Origin of the sequence: Paenarthrobacter nitroguajacolicus, from assembly GCF_007786235.1 — a bacterium.
Classification (GTDB): Bacteria; Actinomycetota; Actinomycetes; order Actinomycetales; family Micrococcaceae; genus Arthrobacter; species Arthrobacter nitroguajacolicus_A.
Map to the genome: position 1 here is coordinate 78,387 of NZ_VNFK01000003.1, position 14,824 is coordinate 93,210.

Here is a 14,824-nt window from a genome sequence, read left to right on the forward strand (position 1 = left end):
GGGCCGCGCCCTCGTGGCGCAGCCATGGACCTCAGGCTAGTTGCCCGGGTACCTCGACAGGAAGTCCGCCATGCGGCCAATTGCCTCTTCAATGTCCTTCACATTGGGCAAGGTCACCATGCGGAAGTGGTCCGGACGCACCCAGTTGAATGCACGACCATGGGAGACCAGGATCTTCTGTTCCTTCAACAGGTCCAGGACGAACTTCTCGTCATCCCTGATGTGATAGACCTCGGGGTCCAGCTTCGGGAACAAGTAGAGAGCGCCCCTGGCCTGCTGGGTGCTGACGCCGGGGATGGCGTTCAGGAGGTCGTAGGCCTTGTTGCGCTGCTCCAGGAGCCTTCCTCCGGGGAGGATGAGGTCATTGATGCTCTGGTAGCCACCGAGTGCCGTTTGGATGGCGTGCTGTGCGGGGACGTTGGCACACAAACGCATGTTGGCCAGCAGGTTGATGCCCTCGAGATAGTCGGCCGCATCCTTCTTGGGTCCGGAGATAGCCATCCAGCCGGCACGATAGCCGCAGACACGGTAGGCCTTGGACAACCCGCTGAACGTCAGGCACAGGACGTCGTCGCCGGTCAGGCCCGCAAGGTTGATGTGGACAGCATCTTCGTAAAGGATTTTCTCGTAGATCTCATCCGCAAAGAGAACCAGGCCATGCTTCTCGGCGAGGGCAACGATTTTCTTGAGGGTCTCTTCCGGATAGACAGCACCGGTGGGATTGTTGGGATTGATCACAACAATGCCCTTGGTCCGCGGCGTGATCTTGGCTTCCATGTCCTCAAGATCGGGCTGCCATCCGGAGTCCTCGTCACAGAGGTAGTGCACGGGACGGCCGCCGGCCAGAGCCACCGAGGCAGTCCAGAGAGGGTAGTCCGGGGTGGGAATCAGCACCTCGTCGCCGTCGTCGAGGAGTGCCATGAGGGACATGGTGATGAGTTCGCTGACCCCGTTGCCCAAGTAGATGTCATCGACGTGGATGTTCTGGATGCCGCGCGTCTGATAGTACTGCGAGACCGCGGTCCGAGCGGAGAAGATGCCCCGGGAATCACTGTAACCTTGGGCGTTTGGCAGGTGGCGGATCATGTCCACCAAAATGGCGTCAGGCGCTTCGAAACCGAAAGGGGCCGGGTTTCCGATATTCAGTTTGAGGATCCGATGACCCTCCGCCTCCATCTGCTGGGCGGCCTGAAGAATCGGTCCACGGATGTCGTAAAGGACATTATGAAGCTTGGTGGACTGCTTGAAATTCGCCATCCCTCAAATATGCCACAAGGGTGATGTAGTTCAGCTGAGACTTGACTCACATAAACGACGACGGCGGTGACGGTCCCGCGCGGGTCCGTCACCGCCGTCGAACGCGGTTTTCTTCAGGTGTTACTTGACGATGCCTTTGTCCTTCAGCCAAGCGGCCGCGGCATCCTTGGGGCTCTGCTTCTGGTCGCCGCTGACTGCCCGATTCAAGTTGATGAGGTCGTCCGTGGTGAGGATCTTGGAGACGTTGTTCAGCGCTTCCTTGGCCTTGTCCGTCACCTTGGCCTCCTTGACCAGCGGCAGGACCTGCTGCGCCTTGAAGTTGTTCTTCGGGTCTTCCAGGACCACGAGGTCGTTGTCCGCGATGGAGGGCGTGGTGGTGTAGATGTCCGCCACCTGCACCTTGTCCTCAAGAAGTGCCTGGAGCGTCAGGTTGCCGCCGCCGTCGTTGAAGGGCTGCAGGCCCTTGAGCTCGCAGCCATAGTTGGCTTTCAGCCCCGGGAAGCCATAGGCGCGGGTCTCGAAGGTGGCCGGTGCCGCCATGGTGAAGTCCTTGCATACCTTGGCGAGGTCCTCGATGGACTTCAACTGGTACTTCTCCGCTGTGGCTTTGGTGACCACCATGGCGTCCTTGGACTCAGCCTTAGCCGGCTCCAGAACGGCGAGGCCCTCCGGAAGCTTGCCCGGGAGGGCCTTGTAGACATCCTCGGCCGAGACTTCGGTGGCTGCAGTGTCTACGTAGGAGAGCAGGTTGCCGGAGTAGTCCGGCACGAGGTCGATGGATCCGTCCTGAACAGCCTTGAAGTAGATCTCACGCGAACCGATGTTCGGCTTGGACGAAGCAGTGAGCCCTGCGGCGTTGAGGGCACCAACATAGATCTCGGCGATGACCTGGCTCTCCGGGAAGTCGGCTGAGCCAACCACCAGCGAACCTCCAGCAGCTGCGGAACCGCTGGGGGCCGACGTCGAAGGCGTGGCCAAGGGGCTGCCACCGCACGCGCTCAGCGCGAGGGCCACACCGAGTCCTGCTGCGAGGCCGCCGAGACCACGGCGTGTAAGGGTCATGCGGACGGGGTTCTTCATGGTGTACCTCCTTGAACGGCAGCCCCGGCGGGAGCTGTGGCTGTGAGATCGTCGGCTGCCTTCTGGCGGCCGCTTGAATCGAGGGTCAGGCCGGGTGAGATAACAAGCCTCTGCACTCCGGCAAGGATCAGGTCCACTGCGATGGCCAGTGCGGCGATAAGCAGGGAACCTCCGAGCATCCTGGGGAAATCCTGCAGGACGAGGCCGTCGAACAGGTAGCGGCCAAGCCCGCCGAGAGGCAGGTAGGCAACCACTGAGACAGTCGCGATGACCTGCAGCACCGCGGTGCGGATGCCACCAAACATGACTTGAAGGCCGTTGGGCAGTTCCACCCGGAAGAGGATCTGCAATTCCGTCATGCCCATAGCCCGGGCAGCATCCACCACGGTGGCATCGACGCTCGAGATTCCGGCGTAGGTGCCGGCAAGGAGGGGCGGCACCGTCAGGATCACCAGCGCCCACACAGGTGGCATCAGGCCACTCCCGGCAAGCAAGGCGAACAGGACCAGCAAGCCGAGCGTCGGCAGTGCCCTGAGGGCCCCGGCGACTGCCACAGCAACCACCCGGCCACGGCCGGTGTGCCCGATATAGAGACCGATGGGCACTGCGATGGCGGCTGCGATGAGGAGTACCAAGGCGCTGTACTGTAAGTGCTCCAGCAAGCGCGTGGGTATTCCGCCGCTTCCGGCCCAGTGGGCAGGATCCGTCAGCCAGGCGATGGTTTCGGCGAAGATGTTCATGCCGACGCTCCCGGATCGGGGCGAAGGGCAGCGTGCTGCGTCGCAGGACCGGCCTTGGGCTCCGTGAGCAGGGCGTTCGCATCCGGACGCGACGGCTTCCCACCGGTGGCCCGCGTCCATGGAGTCAACAGGCGCTCAAGAATTACGAGCACTGCGTCCATCAGCAAGGCGAGAACCAGGATGGCGATGATGCCCACCACCACCTCGGTGATGAATGTGCGCTGGAGGCCGTCGGTAAACAGGACTCCGAGATTTCCCACTCCCAGCAGCGCTGCAACGCTGACCAGGGAAATGTTGCTGACCGAGACAACACGAAGGCCTGCGAACATCACCGGCAGGGACAGCGGGAGGTCCACTTGGAAGAACCGGGCCAGTGGCTTGAAGCCCATGGCAACGGCGGCGTTGCGGAGATCGTCGTCCACGGAATCGAACGCATCCACGGCAGCACGGACCAACAGGGCGACGGCGTAGATGGTCAGTGCCACGATCACGTTGATCGGATCAAGGATCCGTGTGCCAAGGATGGTGGGAAGGATGATGAACAGCGCCAGGGATGGAATGGTGTACAGCAGCGACGTGGCAGTGGCCACCACCGACCGGAGCGTCCCGTTGCGCCGGGCAAGCTGCGCCAAAGGAATGGAAATCAGCAGGCCCAGGATCATGGGGATGATCGCGAGCACCATGTGCTGGCCGGCCAAGCCCAGGACCATTCCACTGTTGTCAAGGAACCACTCCATCAGGTGGCGTCCTCCCTGTGGTGCCGGACTTCTTCGATGAGTGCAAGAACTTCCGGCGCCTTCAGGACGCCGGCGACCCGGCCGTCGTCGTCAACTGCAACCCCAAGACCCGACGGCGACGACAACGCCGCGTCCAACGCGCGGCGCAGCGTATCTCCCTTGCGGAAGAGCGAACCTCCGGGAATCAAACCGGCGCCGTCGCGCGGCGACGACCACCCGAGAGGCCGTGAATCCTCATCCACCACCAGGGCCCACTCCCCCGATTCGCGTCCGGCGTCATGGCCGTCGGAAGGACCGACCATGGTCACCGGGTGCAGGGTCACGGCATCCGCGGGGTTGAAGGCAAGGTGCCGGAACCCGCGGTCGCGCCCCACGAAGGAGGCAACAAAGTCGTTCGCCGGCGCGCGGAGGATTTCTTCCGGGGTGGAGTACTGTGCCAGCTTTCCCCCGACGGCGAAGACTGCCACCTTGTCGCCCAGTACCGTGGCTTCGTCGATGTCATGGGTGACGAAGACAATGGTCTTGGCCAGTTCCCGCTGCAGGCGCAGGAGTTCCTGCTGCAATTCGTCCCGGACCACGGGATCCACTGCGCTGAAAGGCTCGTCCATCAGCAGGACCGGTGGATCAGCAGCAAGCGCGCGGGCCACGCCGACGCGCTGCTGCTGACCACCTGAGAGTTGCGACGGGTACCGCTTGCCGAGAACGGAAGCCAACCCGACGACGTCGAGCAGTTCCGCTGCGCGCTTCCGCGCCGCCGCCTTGGAAACACCGTTGAGTCGTGGGACGGTGGCGATGTTATCCAGTACCGACCGGTGCGGCAGAAGGCCCGATGACTGCATCACGTAGCCCATGGAACGCCGGAGCTGTGCCGCGGGAACCTGTGAGACGTCCTCGCCTGCAACGGTGATGGTTCCGCTGGTGGGCTCCACCATGCGGTTGATCATGCGCAACGACGTTGTCTTACCGCAGCCCGACGGGCCGACGAACACAGTGATGGAGCCCTTGTCGATGGACATGCTGAGGGCGTCCACCGCCGGTTGCCCGCCCTGGTATTGCTTGGTTACGCTCTGGAACTCAATCATGGCTTCGGCCATACCCGGGCTTACCTATCTGTGGTCGAGAATATCGGTAGAGCCACATGATCATATGCACTCTTATTACTTGGCTGCAAAGCAATCTTCACCCAGCGTAGCCAGCACCACCGACGATGTCAGCGAAGCCACGTATTCCGTAATGAATCGGCAATGTTCAGCGTTTCCGACGCTTCCCACCCTTACCCGCCCTCTCTTCGGCCTGATCATGCCTGTACCGTTCCGCTGCACGCTGGCCCCTTTCAGCCGAAACCACCTTCTGGTGCCATTCACGTTGGTAGGCACGCCGCGCTGCTGCGTCGTGCTTCCTGGCCAGGGCCGCCAGCTCGCGTTGCAGTTTCAGGTAGCTGGACCAGCGGCGGGGATCGAGGCTTTCGTCCGCGAGCGCCTCCTGCACCGCGCAGCCCGGCTCTGCTTGGTGCGCGCAGTCGGCAAAACGGCACCGGGCGAAAAGCGCGTCAAGATCGCCGAACATCTCGTCCATGCCTTCCTCAGCATCGAAGAGCCCGAACCCGCGGACACCCGGGGTGTCCATGAGCACAGCGCCTCCGGCCAAAGGAACCAGTTCCCTGGACGTTGTGGTGTGTTTGCCCTTGCCGTCGCCGGCACGGACAGCGCCGGTCTGCTGCACGTCATGTCCCGCAAGCGCGTTGATGAGTGTTGATTTCCCGGCACCTGATGGGCCCAACAGAACCAGCGTGGCCCCGTCGGGGACGTGACGCATGAGCTCGTCGAGCCCATCGCCCTGCTCCGCGGAGGTGGTGACAACGTCCACGCCCGCTGCCTGGAGGATGACCTCGCCCACTACGTCGTCCGCCAAGTCCGCCAGGTCCGCTTTGGTGATGACCACCAGCGGTGTTGCGCCGGAATCCCAAGCGGCCACGAGGGTCCGTTCAAGGCGGTTATGTGTGAGGGGCCGGTCCACGGGGACCACTACGGCCACAATGTCGATGTTGCTTCCCAGGATTTGTTCCTCGGAGGAGGCTTCAAACGCGCGTTTTCGGCTGAGGGCCGAATGGCGCGGAAGGACGTCGACGACGGCGGGCTCCCCCGCGAGGTTATGGCCGAGCCATACCCAGTCTCCCGTGGCTGGAACGAGCCCGTGGGCCGGATACGGCAGATGCAACAGGCCGTCGCTCGAAGCAACAAGCACCCGGTTTCTGTCGAGACGGACAACCCTGCCCGGACTGGCGTCGTCCTGCGCGCCAGGGGCTGGATTGGCGCGGAAAAGCTCCGCGGTTTTCTCGGTGTAGCCGTACTCCCGAGGTCCCGGAAATGGCGTGGTGGAGGTAATGGAAGGATTGCTTGAAGAAGCGAAAGTGTTCAAGGGTTAGCCTCTGCTGAGGCCCGGCCGCCTAGTTTTGGCAGGCTGATGCCGGGACAGGAATGGTGGGGTGATGAGGGTGCGCCGCAACTGTGTGCAGGGCGCGCAAGATCGTGACAATCATCAAATCCACCTCCTCGGCATTCCGGGCCGGCAACTGCGAGGCCGGCAACGATGTTCAGCGTAGCCAACCACTACCGACTTTGGCTAGGCCTTTGTCCTAGTTGAGCTTCCCGTCAGCGGGCCGCTCCTTGTGCAGGCGCAGCGCCGTGTCCACCAGGGACACGCGGTTGAGCTTCCCAATGTCCTCCAACGGAATCCATGCGGCGTGGGTGGTGCTGCCGTCCACTTCATGGGTCAGTTCACCACCAACTACCGTGGCTTCGTACACCAGGCGCAGCGCTTGGAAGTCCTTCACCGAACCGTCCGGCCGTATCTCCCCTGGCCAATGGCCCACGTCAATACCCAGCATGCGATCGATCCGGGCTTCGTAGCCGGTCTCCTCAAAAACCTCCCGACGGCACCCATCCACCGGGTGTTCAGCCAGGTCCAAGCCACCACCAGGAAGCGTCCAGCCCTCCTTACCGTCCTGTTTCCAGTAGGCCAACAGGATCCGCCCTTCCTGGACGATGACGGCGTAGGCGGCTGGGCGGGTATCGAACTGCAGGCTCATGGTGCCAGCATAAATCCTTGGGGTGGATCCCTACGGGAGTTCGGCGGCAGCGATCGGACCGGCCTCTTCAGGTCCCAGGTCCGGGCCCTCGCGAAGCTCGACGACGGTCCCCGCGTTCCCGAGTTCCAGCACCTTGATGGTGTTGCGGCCTGGTTTCAGCAAAGGCGCCGGGGCGTACAGGGTTACTTGCGGGCCTTTCTCCCAGTACCGGCCCAGGAGGAATCCATTGAGCCAGACGAAGCCCTTGCCGGAGTCAGGCAGGGCGATGTAGGTGTCAGCGGGTTCGCCAATCTCGAAGTCAACTCCGGCCAGGCCTGCCAGGTCCTCCTGTACCCATTCCGTGAGCGCCAGAGGAGTCTGCGTCCAGTGGAAGGTATAGCGCTGGTTGATGAGGACGCCGCCCAGGATGCCCTTGCCGTGGCCGGTGAGTGGTCCGTAGTTGATGCGACCCAGGTTCTCCACCAGGATCTCGAGCTTGGCGGTAACACCAGTGCCCGTGACCTTCAGCCCTTCAGCGCCGGACACATCGTCCAGGACGCCGATGAAATGACCATCAACCCAAACATAGGCGCGGTCGTTCAGGCCCGTGATCTTCAATCGGCTCTCGGCAGGTTTCTCCGCACCACCCGGCAGGATGGCTTCGGCCGCGTAAAGGACCATTCCGGCGTCGAGACCCAACTGTTCGAAACTGAGGGGTTTGACACTGGTGACAGGCTTCCCGGCGGCCCTCGCCAGCTCAAGCAGGTCCGGTCCTGCCGACAACGCCAATTGCTGCGCGGGAAGCACCGGAGCGTCCGCCAGCAGCTCGACGGGGAGCTCAGGGATGTCTTCAATCCCTTGCGCCCGGAAGAACTCCTTCCGGAGAGCATGGAACTTGGGTGTCAACGCTCCGTTTTCTGCGATGGGCGCATCGGAGTCATAGCTGGTGACCGTCGGCTGCAGCATGGTGCCATCGTGGTTGCTGCCGGAGCCCAGACCGAAGTTGGTCCCGCCGTGGGCCATATAGATACAGACCGAGCCACCAAGGTCCAGCATCTTGCGCGCTTCGAGGGCGGCATCATCGGCGTCGCGGCGGTGGTGGTGTTCGCCCCAGTGGTCGAACCAGCCGCCCCAGAACTCGACGTTGAAGAACGGCTCGTCCGGTCGGCGTCGCTTCCAGGTAGCCACGGCTTCGTCACCCCGACTTCCCAGCGTTGCCGTTGCCCAGGTCCCCTCTATGGCGCCGCCGTCGAGGAAGTAGTCGTTGCCGCCGTCGGCCGTGAAAAGCAGCTCCGTGATGCCCCGCTCCTCCAGGGCACGCCGGTTCCAGCGGATGTATTCGTGATCGTCGCCGTAGCTGCCGTATTCGTTCTCGATCTGCACCGCCACCACTGGACCGCCGGTGGACGTTTGCCGGGACGCGACGATGGGAAGGAGGTGATCGAACCAGTCCTCGATGGCAGCGGTGAACACCGGGTCCAGGCAGCGCAGGCCGATTCCCGGGATGCCGGTCAACCAGGCAGGAAAACCGCCGTTGTCCCACTCGGCACAAATGTACGGGCCGGGACGGACAATGACGTCCAGCCCTTCTTCGGCGGCGATGTCAATGAACCGGCCCAGGTCCCGCCATCCGGTGAAGTCCGGAGCCTGATCCTGCCGAGGCTGGTGGAAGTTCCAAGCAACATAGGTGTCCACGGTGTTGGCGCCCATCGCCTTGAGTCGACGCAGCCGGTCCTGCCACAGATCCGGGTGGACACGGAAGTAGTGGATGGCTCCGGCGAGGATGCGATACGGTTCACCCGAACGGTAAAGGACGGCGTCGTGGTAGCTCAGAAGGGCGTTGTTCACGTGGAACAGATTAGCTCAATTTCCAACATTTATGCACAGGTGATGATCGCATGACCAATCTTGATACTTCCCCCGTACAGGAAGTCTGCCCCGCGGCGCCGGAAGACCAAGGTCCGTGCGTACAGCTTTGGCCCGAGCGCGAGGTTCCCTTGGGCGGCGTCCGCGCCATGAACGTGATGAGGACTTTGCCGCAGCGGGGCCTGCCGACCGTGGGCGCCTGGTGCTTCCTGGACAGCTTCGGGCCTGATCGGGTGGCCATGAGCGTCCTTCCGCATCCCCACTGCGGCCTGCAGACCGTTACCTGGCCACTGGAAGGAGCCGTGCGGCACCGCGACAGCGTTGGCAGCGATGTTGTCGTCCGACCAGGTGAGCTGAACATCATGACGGCAGGCCACGGGATCTCCCACTCCGAGTTCTCAGTCCTCCCCGCCACCACCGAGGCCGGGACCAGCCCGCTGGTGGACGAAATCCCCGTGTCCCGGGGCCTGCAATTGTGGGTGGCCCTGCCGGAGGAGCACCGGCATCGTGCCCCATCTTTTGAGCAGGTGAAGGACCTGCCGGTGGCCGTGGGCGAGGGCTTCACCGCTACGGTCATGGTGGGCGAGTTCGCCGGACAACGCTCCCCTGCCACGATGTTCAGCCCCATTGTGGGAGCGGACATCACTGGCACGGGGCCACTTGAGCTGCCCCTCCGCCCCGATTTTGAGCATGCGGTTTTGGTGTTGGACGGCCACGTGGTCATCGACGGCCAGGACATCGAGCCCGGACCGCTGGCCTACCTCGGAGCCGGCAGGACCCGCTTGGCCGTGGAAGCGCAACCCGACACGCATTTCATGCTTCTGGGCGGCGAGCCCTTCGGCGAAGACCTGCTCATGTGGTGGAACTTCGTGGGGCGGACCCACGAAGAAGTGGAGCAGGCCCGCGAGGAATGGGAGGCCGAGGGACTGCTCGACGACGACGTTGCCGCCACCTCACGCTTCGGGTTCGTCCCCGGCCATGGGCCCGACGCTGGCCCTGAAGCCGGCCGCATTCCAGCGCCGCCACTTCCGGGCGTGAAACTGCGACCACGCACCCGCGGCTGACTCAGTGGATGGTTAGCCCTGCTGCTCTGCCACGAGCCGCGGTACGCCGAACACAGGATCCTGGTGGAGGATGCGAACGTCGACGATGCCCTCTTCGGCCAGCCTGGCCTTGAAGGCTTCCTGCAGCCGCTGGACGTTCATGCCCAGTCCGCTGCCAAGAATGACCGGCCCGTCGATGCCCAGTTGTCGGACCGCTTGTTCAGCGAGGTCAGCCAGGTCTCGGCCTGCCTGCTCCACCAGCGCTTTGCTGGTTTCGTCACCGGCATCGGCTGCTTCCACCACCAACCGGGCCTGCTGTGCCCAGTATCGGCGGCCTGTCTCCGGCGAATGGAACAGGGCGATCAGCTTGCCCGGCTCGTCCACCCCCACGGAGTCCAAGAGCGCACGGCTGAGTCGATCCGGCTCCAAGCCCTGGTTCATCCGGCGCAGGCTGTGGCGCACCGCTTCGCGCCCCAGCCAGTAACCGCTGCCTTCGTCCCCCAAAAGGTAGCCCCAGCCACCCGCGCGGGCTTCCTCGCCGGCGTCGTTCTTACCCCAGGCGGCTGAGCCTGTACCAGCAATCACAGCCACGCCCGTGCTCGCTCCGCCGGCGGCCAGGAGCAAACGTGAGTCATGGACCACGGTGATGTGTGCCCCGGAGGCGTGGGGCGCGATGAGGTCGGCGAGCGCCTGGGCGTCTTCATCCGTGTCGATCCCGCCTGCTCCGGCATAGACCTGGTCGATGCGGCCGCCACCGATCTTGGCGAACAGTTCGGCAAGGTTTGCTGCCGCCTGCTCCCTGCTGACGTTCTGGACGTTGGAGCTGCCTGCGCTCTCGTCACGGACCGGTGCTCCGTTCTCAAACCGCACTCCGCGGGTTTTGGTACCGCCGATGTCGAGCCCGATGACGGTGCCGCTCACGGTCTCCGTCGAAGCGTGGGAATGCTGGGCAGAGTCAAGATTGTTCACCGTGAAAGACTAGCTTGGAGCGTCCGGAGGAGAAACCGAACATGCCTGAATCCCTGTTTGAAACACCGGTCATTGCAGCTCCCATGGCCGGGGGGACGTCCACGCCGGCGCTGTTGCAGGCGGTCCATGTTGGTGGCGGGATGGGATTCCTCGCCGCTGGCTACAAGAGTCCGGAAGCCATGACTGCAGAGATCGCGGCTGCCCGTGCCCTCAAGGTGCCGTTCGGGATGAACCTGTTCGTGCCGGACCCAGGCCAACTCCCACCAGGTCCGGTTGCGCGCGCACGTCTTGAGTCCTACCGGACAGAACTCGAATCCGAGGCAGTCCGTTACGGCGTGACACTGCCACCGCTTCGCCTCGATGACGACGACGCATGGCAGGACAAGATCGATGCCCTGCTGGCAGATCCCGTAGAGTACGTGAGCTTTGCGTTTGGCCTGCCGGGAAAGCCGGCTGTCCAGGCTTTGCAGAAGGCGGGAACTCTGGTCATCTCCAGTGTCACCAGCGTTCCGGAGGCCCTGGCCGCTGCAGAGGAAGGTCCAGACGCCATCGCTGTCCAGCACAGCTCCGCTGGTGGCCATACGGCAGCGTTTCTCTCAAGCGGCAGCGCACCGACCGACTCACCAGCAGCCCGTACGACGGCGGAACTGGTGGCCCAGGTGCGGGCCGCCGTCGAACTTCCGCTGATCGCGGCGGGCGCCATTATGGACGGTGCGGCGCTTCGCGACGTGCTTGCGGCTGGCGCCTCGGCAGCCCAAATAGGCACTGCCCTGGTTCGCACCCATGAAAGCGGCGCGCGGAAGCCGCACAAGGACGCGCTGGGTGATCCGTCGTTTACGCGAACGGCCATGACCCGGGCTTTCACGGGCCGGTGGGCACGTTCCCTGGTCAACGAATTCGTGGTGGATCACCAGAACGCGCCAGAGGGCTATCCCGCCATCCACCACCTCACCAGCCCGGTGCGGGCGGCGTCGTCCGCTGCCGGTGATCCGCATCGCCTCAACCTCTGGGCGGGCACCGGCTGGCAGCAGTCACGGGAGGGCTCGGCCGAAGACGTGGTCAGGGAGTTCCTGCGCGGGCTCTGACAAGTTCAGCAAGCAATTCCCCGCCTTCGGTGACCACCAGCTCGCGGAATAGCCGGACGGCGTCCGGCTCGAAGCTTCGCTCGCGCCATGCGATGCCGATCTGCCGGAAGGCCAGCTCGGACTCGATGGCTACCTCCACCAAGCCAAGTTCAGCCTCCGGGAGAAACTGGCCCGTCCCTGAGCCGGGTCCTGCAGGAGGAAGGATGCTGAAGCCCAAGCCGGCGGAAACCAGGCCGCGCGCGGAGGTGGACTCCTGGACTTCAAAGGCTATCCGCGGCCGAAATCCGGCTTCGCGCAGGAGCCCCTCCCCCAAGGCCCGCAGGCCCACCCCTTCAGGAAGGGTGATGTAGGGCTCGTGCCGTAATTCGGAGAGGTGGATGCTGGGCCGCCCGGCCAGGGGGTGACGGTAGTGGAGCACCACCCGCAGCGGTTCACGGTAGAGCGGAAGCGAACGGATGCCCCTGCCTTCCGGGGCGATCGGTGCGATCAGCGCGAAATCCATGTCACCGTTGGCCAGCTGCTTGAGGCAATCGTCCCGTGGTCCCTGCCAGAGGTCGAACACCGCATGCGGGTGGCGGCCGCGGAAAGCGCTGATGAGCAAAGGCAGCGTCGCTTCGCCAAAGGTGTGCTGGAATGAAACGCCGATGCGCCCCCGTACTACGTCCGATTCGTGACGCACCCTGTCCAGGCCTGCTTGGAAATCCTCCAAGGCTGCCTCTATGTAGGGCAGCAGGGTTCTTGCAGCTGGTGTCAGGCGGATGCCCCGGCCGTCGCGGATCAGCAGGTCCATCCCCACGATGGCACTGGCGCGAGCCACCGCCCGGCTGACAGTCGATTGGGGAACACCGAGGATCTCGGCCGTTTCGGTCATGTGTTCCGTCCTGCCGAGTTCCGCGAGGACGGGTAGGAGCGGGAGCAGTTGGATGAGCTGGTGATGATCAGGTTCCACGGGGTTCCTTGCGTCCGAAACCATTCATGCGATTCTGCATCAATCGTACGCAACATATGCATTGGAATACGTAGTTGGCCGCGTCCTAATCTTGCCGGGTGAGTAAAGCTATCGTCATGGGCACCGCCGAAACGTGGGACGGACATGCCAAGGGATCCCGGGGCTACCGCCGTGTGCTCGCCGCCTTGGCGCTGGCCGGAGTGGCCACGTTCGCCCAGCTGTACTCAACGCAGGCGGTCCTCCCGCTCATGGCCACGGACCTCCGAATCACGGCCGCAGAAGCCGCCCTCAGCATCTCCCTCGCCACCGTTGGCCTCGCTGCCACAGTGCTGCCCTGGTCTTTCGTGGCCGACAGGATTGGTCGGGTGCGCGCCATGGCCATCGGCATCGCGGCAGCCACCCTGCTGGGCCTTCTGGTTCCCTTGGCCCCAACAGTTACTCTTCTGCTGGGCCTGCGGGCGCTGGAGGGCATGGCGCTGGGCGGCATCCCCGCCATCGCCATTGCCTACCTCAACGAGGAAGTCACCAAGATCCACACCGCCCTGGCAGCCGGCAGCTATGTTGCCGGAACCACCCTGGGCGGGCTCGCCGGCCGTTTGGTGGCCGGCCCGGTCGGTGAACTGTGGGGCTGGCGGGCCGCTGCCTTGGCTGTCTCCCTGCTGGCAACCGCGGCCGCAGTCCTGTTCCTGGCGCTCATACCCAAGCAACGCCGTTTCAGTCCCTCCCCGGCCATTGGTTTCGGTGGAGCTCTGCGAACCTTGGGCGGCCATTCAAGAAACCCCAAGCTGTTGTCGCTGTACTTGCAGGCCTTCCTCCTCATGGGCGGCTTCGTCGCCGTCTACAACTACCTCGGCTTCAGGTTGCATGCCGAGCCGTTCGGCCTCCCTGCCACTCTGGTCAGCCTCATCTTCCTGGCGTACTTGTCAGGCACAGTGAGTTCCCGATGGGCCGCCGGGCTGACCACCAGGTTCGGGCGCCGGAATGTGCTGGTGGCAGGGATCGCCATCATGTCCGCAGGCTTGGCCTTGACGCTGGTTGAGAACCTGGCAGCAACATTGGCCGGACTCGTTATTTTCACCGGAGGATTTTTCGCGGCCCACAGCGTGGGATCAGGCTGGACAGGGGCCATCGCAACCACAGGGCGCGCCCAGGCAGCGTCGCTGTACAACCTGTCGTATTACTTGGGTTCCAGTGTCATCGGATGGGCTGGCGGACTCGCCTTTCAAGCTTTCGGTTGGCCTGCTTTGGCCTGGAGCGTCATCACGCTTGCCCTAACGACGGCGGTAGTCACCTTGATAGTGCACCGCCCGCCGCGCCACTGACGCTGATTCACGCCGGGCTGGTCCTACAATCGGAGGCATGACACAGGTCGCGAAACCCCGGGAGCTGTCGTCACCGGAACGTTTGCAGGCGTTTACCGATGCCGTGGTGGCGATTGCGTTGACTTTGCTCATCCTTCCGCTCATGGAGAGTGTGGGTGAGCTCGCGGACCATGACGGCACCACGTCGGAGTGGTTTGCCGAGGAGCAATACGCTCTCCTGGGTTTCGTCCTGAGCTTCGTCCTCATTGCAGTGTTTTGGGTGCACCACCACAAGCTTTTCCGCAGCGTCAAGCAGGTGGACTCCGGTTTGCTGTGGTTGACCGTGGCGTGGATGTTCACCATTGTGTGGATGCCCGTGGCTACGTCCCTCTCCACCCAGATGGATCCTGACTGGGCCCAACCCCTTGTCTACATTGGAACCTTGTTCGCCACCAGCTTGATGCTCCTGCTGGCTCGCATTTACCTACGGTCCCATCCGGACCTCCACGCCATGGATCCTGCCGAGACGAAATTCGGAATCCGGGCAGGTGTGGTCGTTGCCGGGCTCTTCCTGGCCGCCCTGGTTTTGGCACTCGTTATTCCGGGCGCCGGGAACCTTCCCTTGCTGCTAATGCTCCTGAGTGAGCCGCTCCAACGGCTGGACCGGCGAAGGTACCCCGGGACCCCCTCAAAAGGATAGGCACCTGAAGAATTCACCGCATAGGATGGA

At 63.6% G+C, this 14,824-nt stretch carries 14 protein-coding genes; 4 read left to right on the forward strand and 10 right to left on the reverse strand.

Annotated elements, in window-relative coordinates:
- Nucleotides 1–36 precede the first annotated feature (36 nt).
- From FQP90_RS04285 to FQP90_RS04320, 8 genes are all read right to left on the reverse strand, one after another.
- A complete protein-coding gene (locus tag FQP90_RS04285) occupies nt 37–1,257 on the reverse strand; it encodes a pyridoxal phosphate-dependent aminotransferase (protein ID WP_144648499.1) in 1,221 nt (406 codons plus the stop codon).
- Nucleotides 1,258–1,377: 120 nt separating this feature from the next.
- The gene (locus tag FQP90_RS04290; protein ID WP_144648500.1) at nt 1,378–2,337 is read right to left on the reverse strand and encodes an ABC transporter substrate-binding protein; all 960 of its coding nucleotides are present in this window, start codon (nt 2,335–2,337) and stop codon (nt 1,378–1,380) included.
- Entirely contained in the window at nt 2,334–3,077 is a 744-nt protein-coding gene (locus tag FQP90_RS04295; RefSeq protein WP_144648501.1) for an ABC transporter permease, read from the reverse strand. The genes FQP90_RS04290 and FQP90_RS04295 overlap by 4 nt, the downstream gene beginning before the upstream one ends.
- Nucleotides 3,074–3,814, reverse strand: coding sequence for an ABC transporter permease (locus tag FQP90_RS04300; RefSeq protein ID WP_144648502.1), 741 nt, complete (start codon nt 3,812–3,814; stop codon nt 3,074–3,076). The genes FQP90_RS04295 and FQP90_RS04300 overlap by 4 nt, the downstream gene beginning before the upstream one ends.
- On the reverse strand, nt 3,814–4,908 hold the full coding sequence (locus FQP90_RS04305) for an ABC transporter ATP-binding protein (protein ID WP_144648503.1): 1,095 nt from the start codon (nt 4,906–4,908) through the stop codon (nt 3,814–3,816). Before FQP90_RS04305 ends, FQP90_RS04300 begins: the two co-directional genes overlap by 1 nt.
- 154 nt (nt 4,909–5,062) lie before the next feature.
- On the reverse strand, nt 5,063–6,232 hold the full coding sequence (gene rsgA, locus FQP90_RS04310; protein WP_144648504.1) for a ribosome small subunit-dependent GTPase A: 1,170 nt from the start codon (nt 6,230–6,232) through the stop codon (nt 5,063–5,065).
- A 217-nt stretch (nt 6,233–6,449) separates the two neighbouring features.
- Entirely contained in the window at nt 6,450–6,902 is a 453-nt protein-coding gene (locus tag FQP90_RS04315; RefSeq protein WP_144648505.1) for an NUDIX hydrolase, read from the reverse strand.
- 30 nt (nt 6,903–6,932) lie between these two features.
- Entirely contained in the window at nt 6,933–8,729 is a 1,797-nt protein-coding gene (locus FQP90_RS04320; RefSeq protein ID WP_144648506.1) for a glycoside hydrolase family 35 protein, read from the reverse strand.
- A gap of 50 nt (nt 8,730–8,779) precedes the next feature.
- Between FQP90_RS04320 and FQP90_RS04325 the strand changes: the two genes are divergently transcribed.
- Complete coding sequence (locus FQP90_RS04325; RefSeq protein ID WP_144648507.1) at nt 8,780–9,811, forward strand: pirin family protein; 1,032 nt, start codon at nt 8,780–8,782, stop codon at nt 9,809–9,811.
- A gap of 12 nt (nt 9,812–9,823) precedes the next feature.
- On the opposite strand, the gene FQP90_RS04330 is transcribed toward FQP90_RS04325, so the two are convergent.
- On the reverse strand, nt 9,824–10,759 hold the full coding sequence (locus tag FQP90_RS04330) for an N-acetylglucosamine kinase (protein ID WP_144648508.1): 936 nt from the start codon (nt 10,757–10,759) through the stop codon (nt 9,824–9,826).
- Nucleotides 10,760–10,800: 41 nt separating this feature from the next.
- On the opposite strand from FQP90_RS04330, the gene FQP90_RS04335 reads away from it, so the two are divergent.
- On the forward strand, nt 10,801–11,844 hold the full coding sequence (locus tag FQP90_RS04335) for a nitronate monooxygenase (RefSeq protein ID WP_208759940.1): 1,044 nt from the start codon (nt 10,801–10,803) through the stop codon (nt 11,842–11,844).
- On the opposite strand, the gene FQP90_RS04340 is transcribed toward FQP90_RS04335, so the two are convergent.
- Complete coding sequence (locus tag FQP90_RS04340) at nt 11,819–12,793, reverse strand: LysR family transcriptional regulator (RefSeq protein ID WP_167510411.1); 975 nt, start codon at nt 12,791–12,793, stop codon at nt 11,819–11,821. The genes FQP90_RS04335 and FQP90_RS04340 overlap by 26 nt on opposite strands.
- Nucleotides 12,794–12,909: 116 nt before the next feature.
- Here FQP90_RS04340 and FQP90_RS04345 point away from each other — a divergent pair, with 116 nt between their 5' ends.
- Nucleotides 12,910–14,115 (forward strand): MFS transporter, encoded by a 1,206-nt coding sequence (locus FQP90_RS04345; RefSeq protein WP_208759948.1) that lies wholly within the window; start codon nt 12,910–12,912, stop codon nt 14,113–14,115.
- A gap of 37 nt (nt 14,116–14,152) precedes the next feature.
- Nucleotides 14,153–14,794: a TMEM175 family protein gene (locus tag FQP90_RS04350; RefSeq protein ID WP_144648512.1), complete on the forward strand. Its 642-nt coding sequence runs from the start codon at nt 14,153–14,155 to the stop codon at nt 14,792–14,794.
- Nucleotides 14,795–14,824 lie beyond the last annotated feature (30 nt).

Excerpts from the sequence above, each read along its gene's own strand:
- FQP90_RS04285 (WP_144648499.1), bottom strand. The coding sequence starts at position 1,257 with ATGGCGAATTTCAAGCAGTCCACCAAGCTTCATAATGTCCTTTACGAC.
- FQP90_RS04290 (WP_144648500.1), bottom strand. The coding sequence starts at position 2,337 with ATGAAGAACCCCGTCCGCATGACCCTTACACGCCGTGGTCTCGGCGGC.
- FQP90_RS04295 (WP_144648501.1), bottom strand. The coding sequence starts at position 3,077 with ATGAACATCTTCGCCGAAACCATCGCCTGGCTGACGGATCCTGCCCAC.
- FQP90_RS04300 (WP_144648502.1), bottom strand. The coding sequence starts at position 3,814 with ATGGAGTGGTTCCTTGACAACAGTGGAATGGTCCTGGGCTTGGCCGGC.
- FQP90_RS04305 (WP_144648503.1), bottom strand. The coding sequence starts at position 4,908 with ATGGCCGAAGCCATGATTGAGTTCCAGAGCGTAACCAAGCAATACCAG.
- FQP90_RS04315 (WP_144648505.1), bottom strand. The coding sequence starts at position 6,902 with ATGAGCCTGCAGTTCGATACCCGCCCAGCCGCCTACGCCGTCATCGTC.
- FQP90_RS04325 (WP_144648507.1), top strand. The coding sequence starts at position 8,780 with ATGACCAATCTTGATACTTCCCCCGTACAGGAAGTCTGCCCCGCGGCG.
- FQP90_RS04335 (WP_208759940.1), top strand. The coding sequence starts at position 10,801 with ATGCCTGAATCCCTGTTTGAAACACCGGTCATTGCAGCTCCCATGGCC.
- FQP90_RS04345 (WP_208759948.1), top strand. The coding sequence starts at position 12,910 with ATGGGCACCGCCGAAACGTGGGACGGACATGCCAAGGGATCCCGGGGC.
- FQP90_RS04350 (WP_144648512.1), top strand. The coding sequence starts at position 14,153 with ATGACACAGGTCGCGAAACCCCGGGAGCTGTCGTCACCGGAACGTTTG.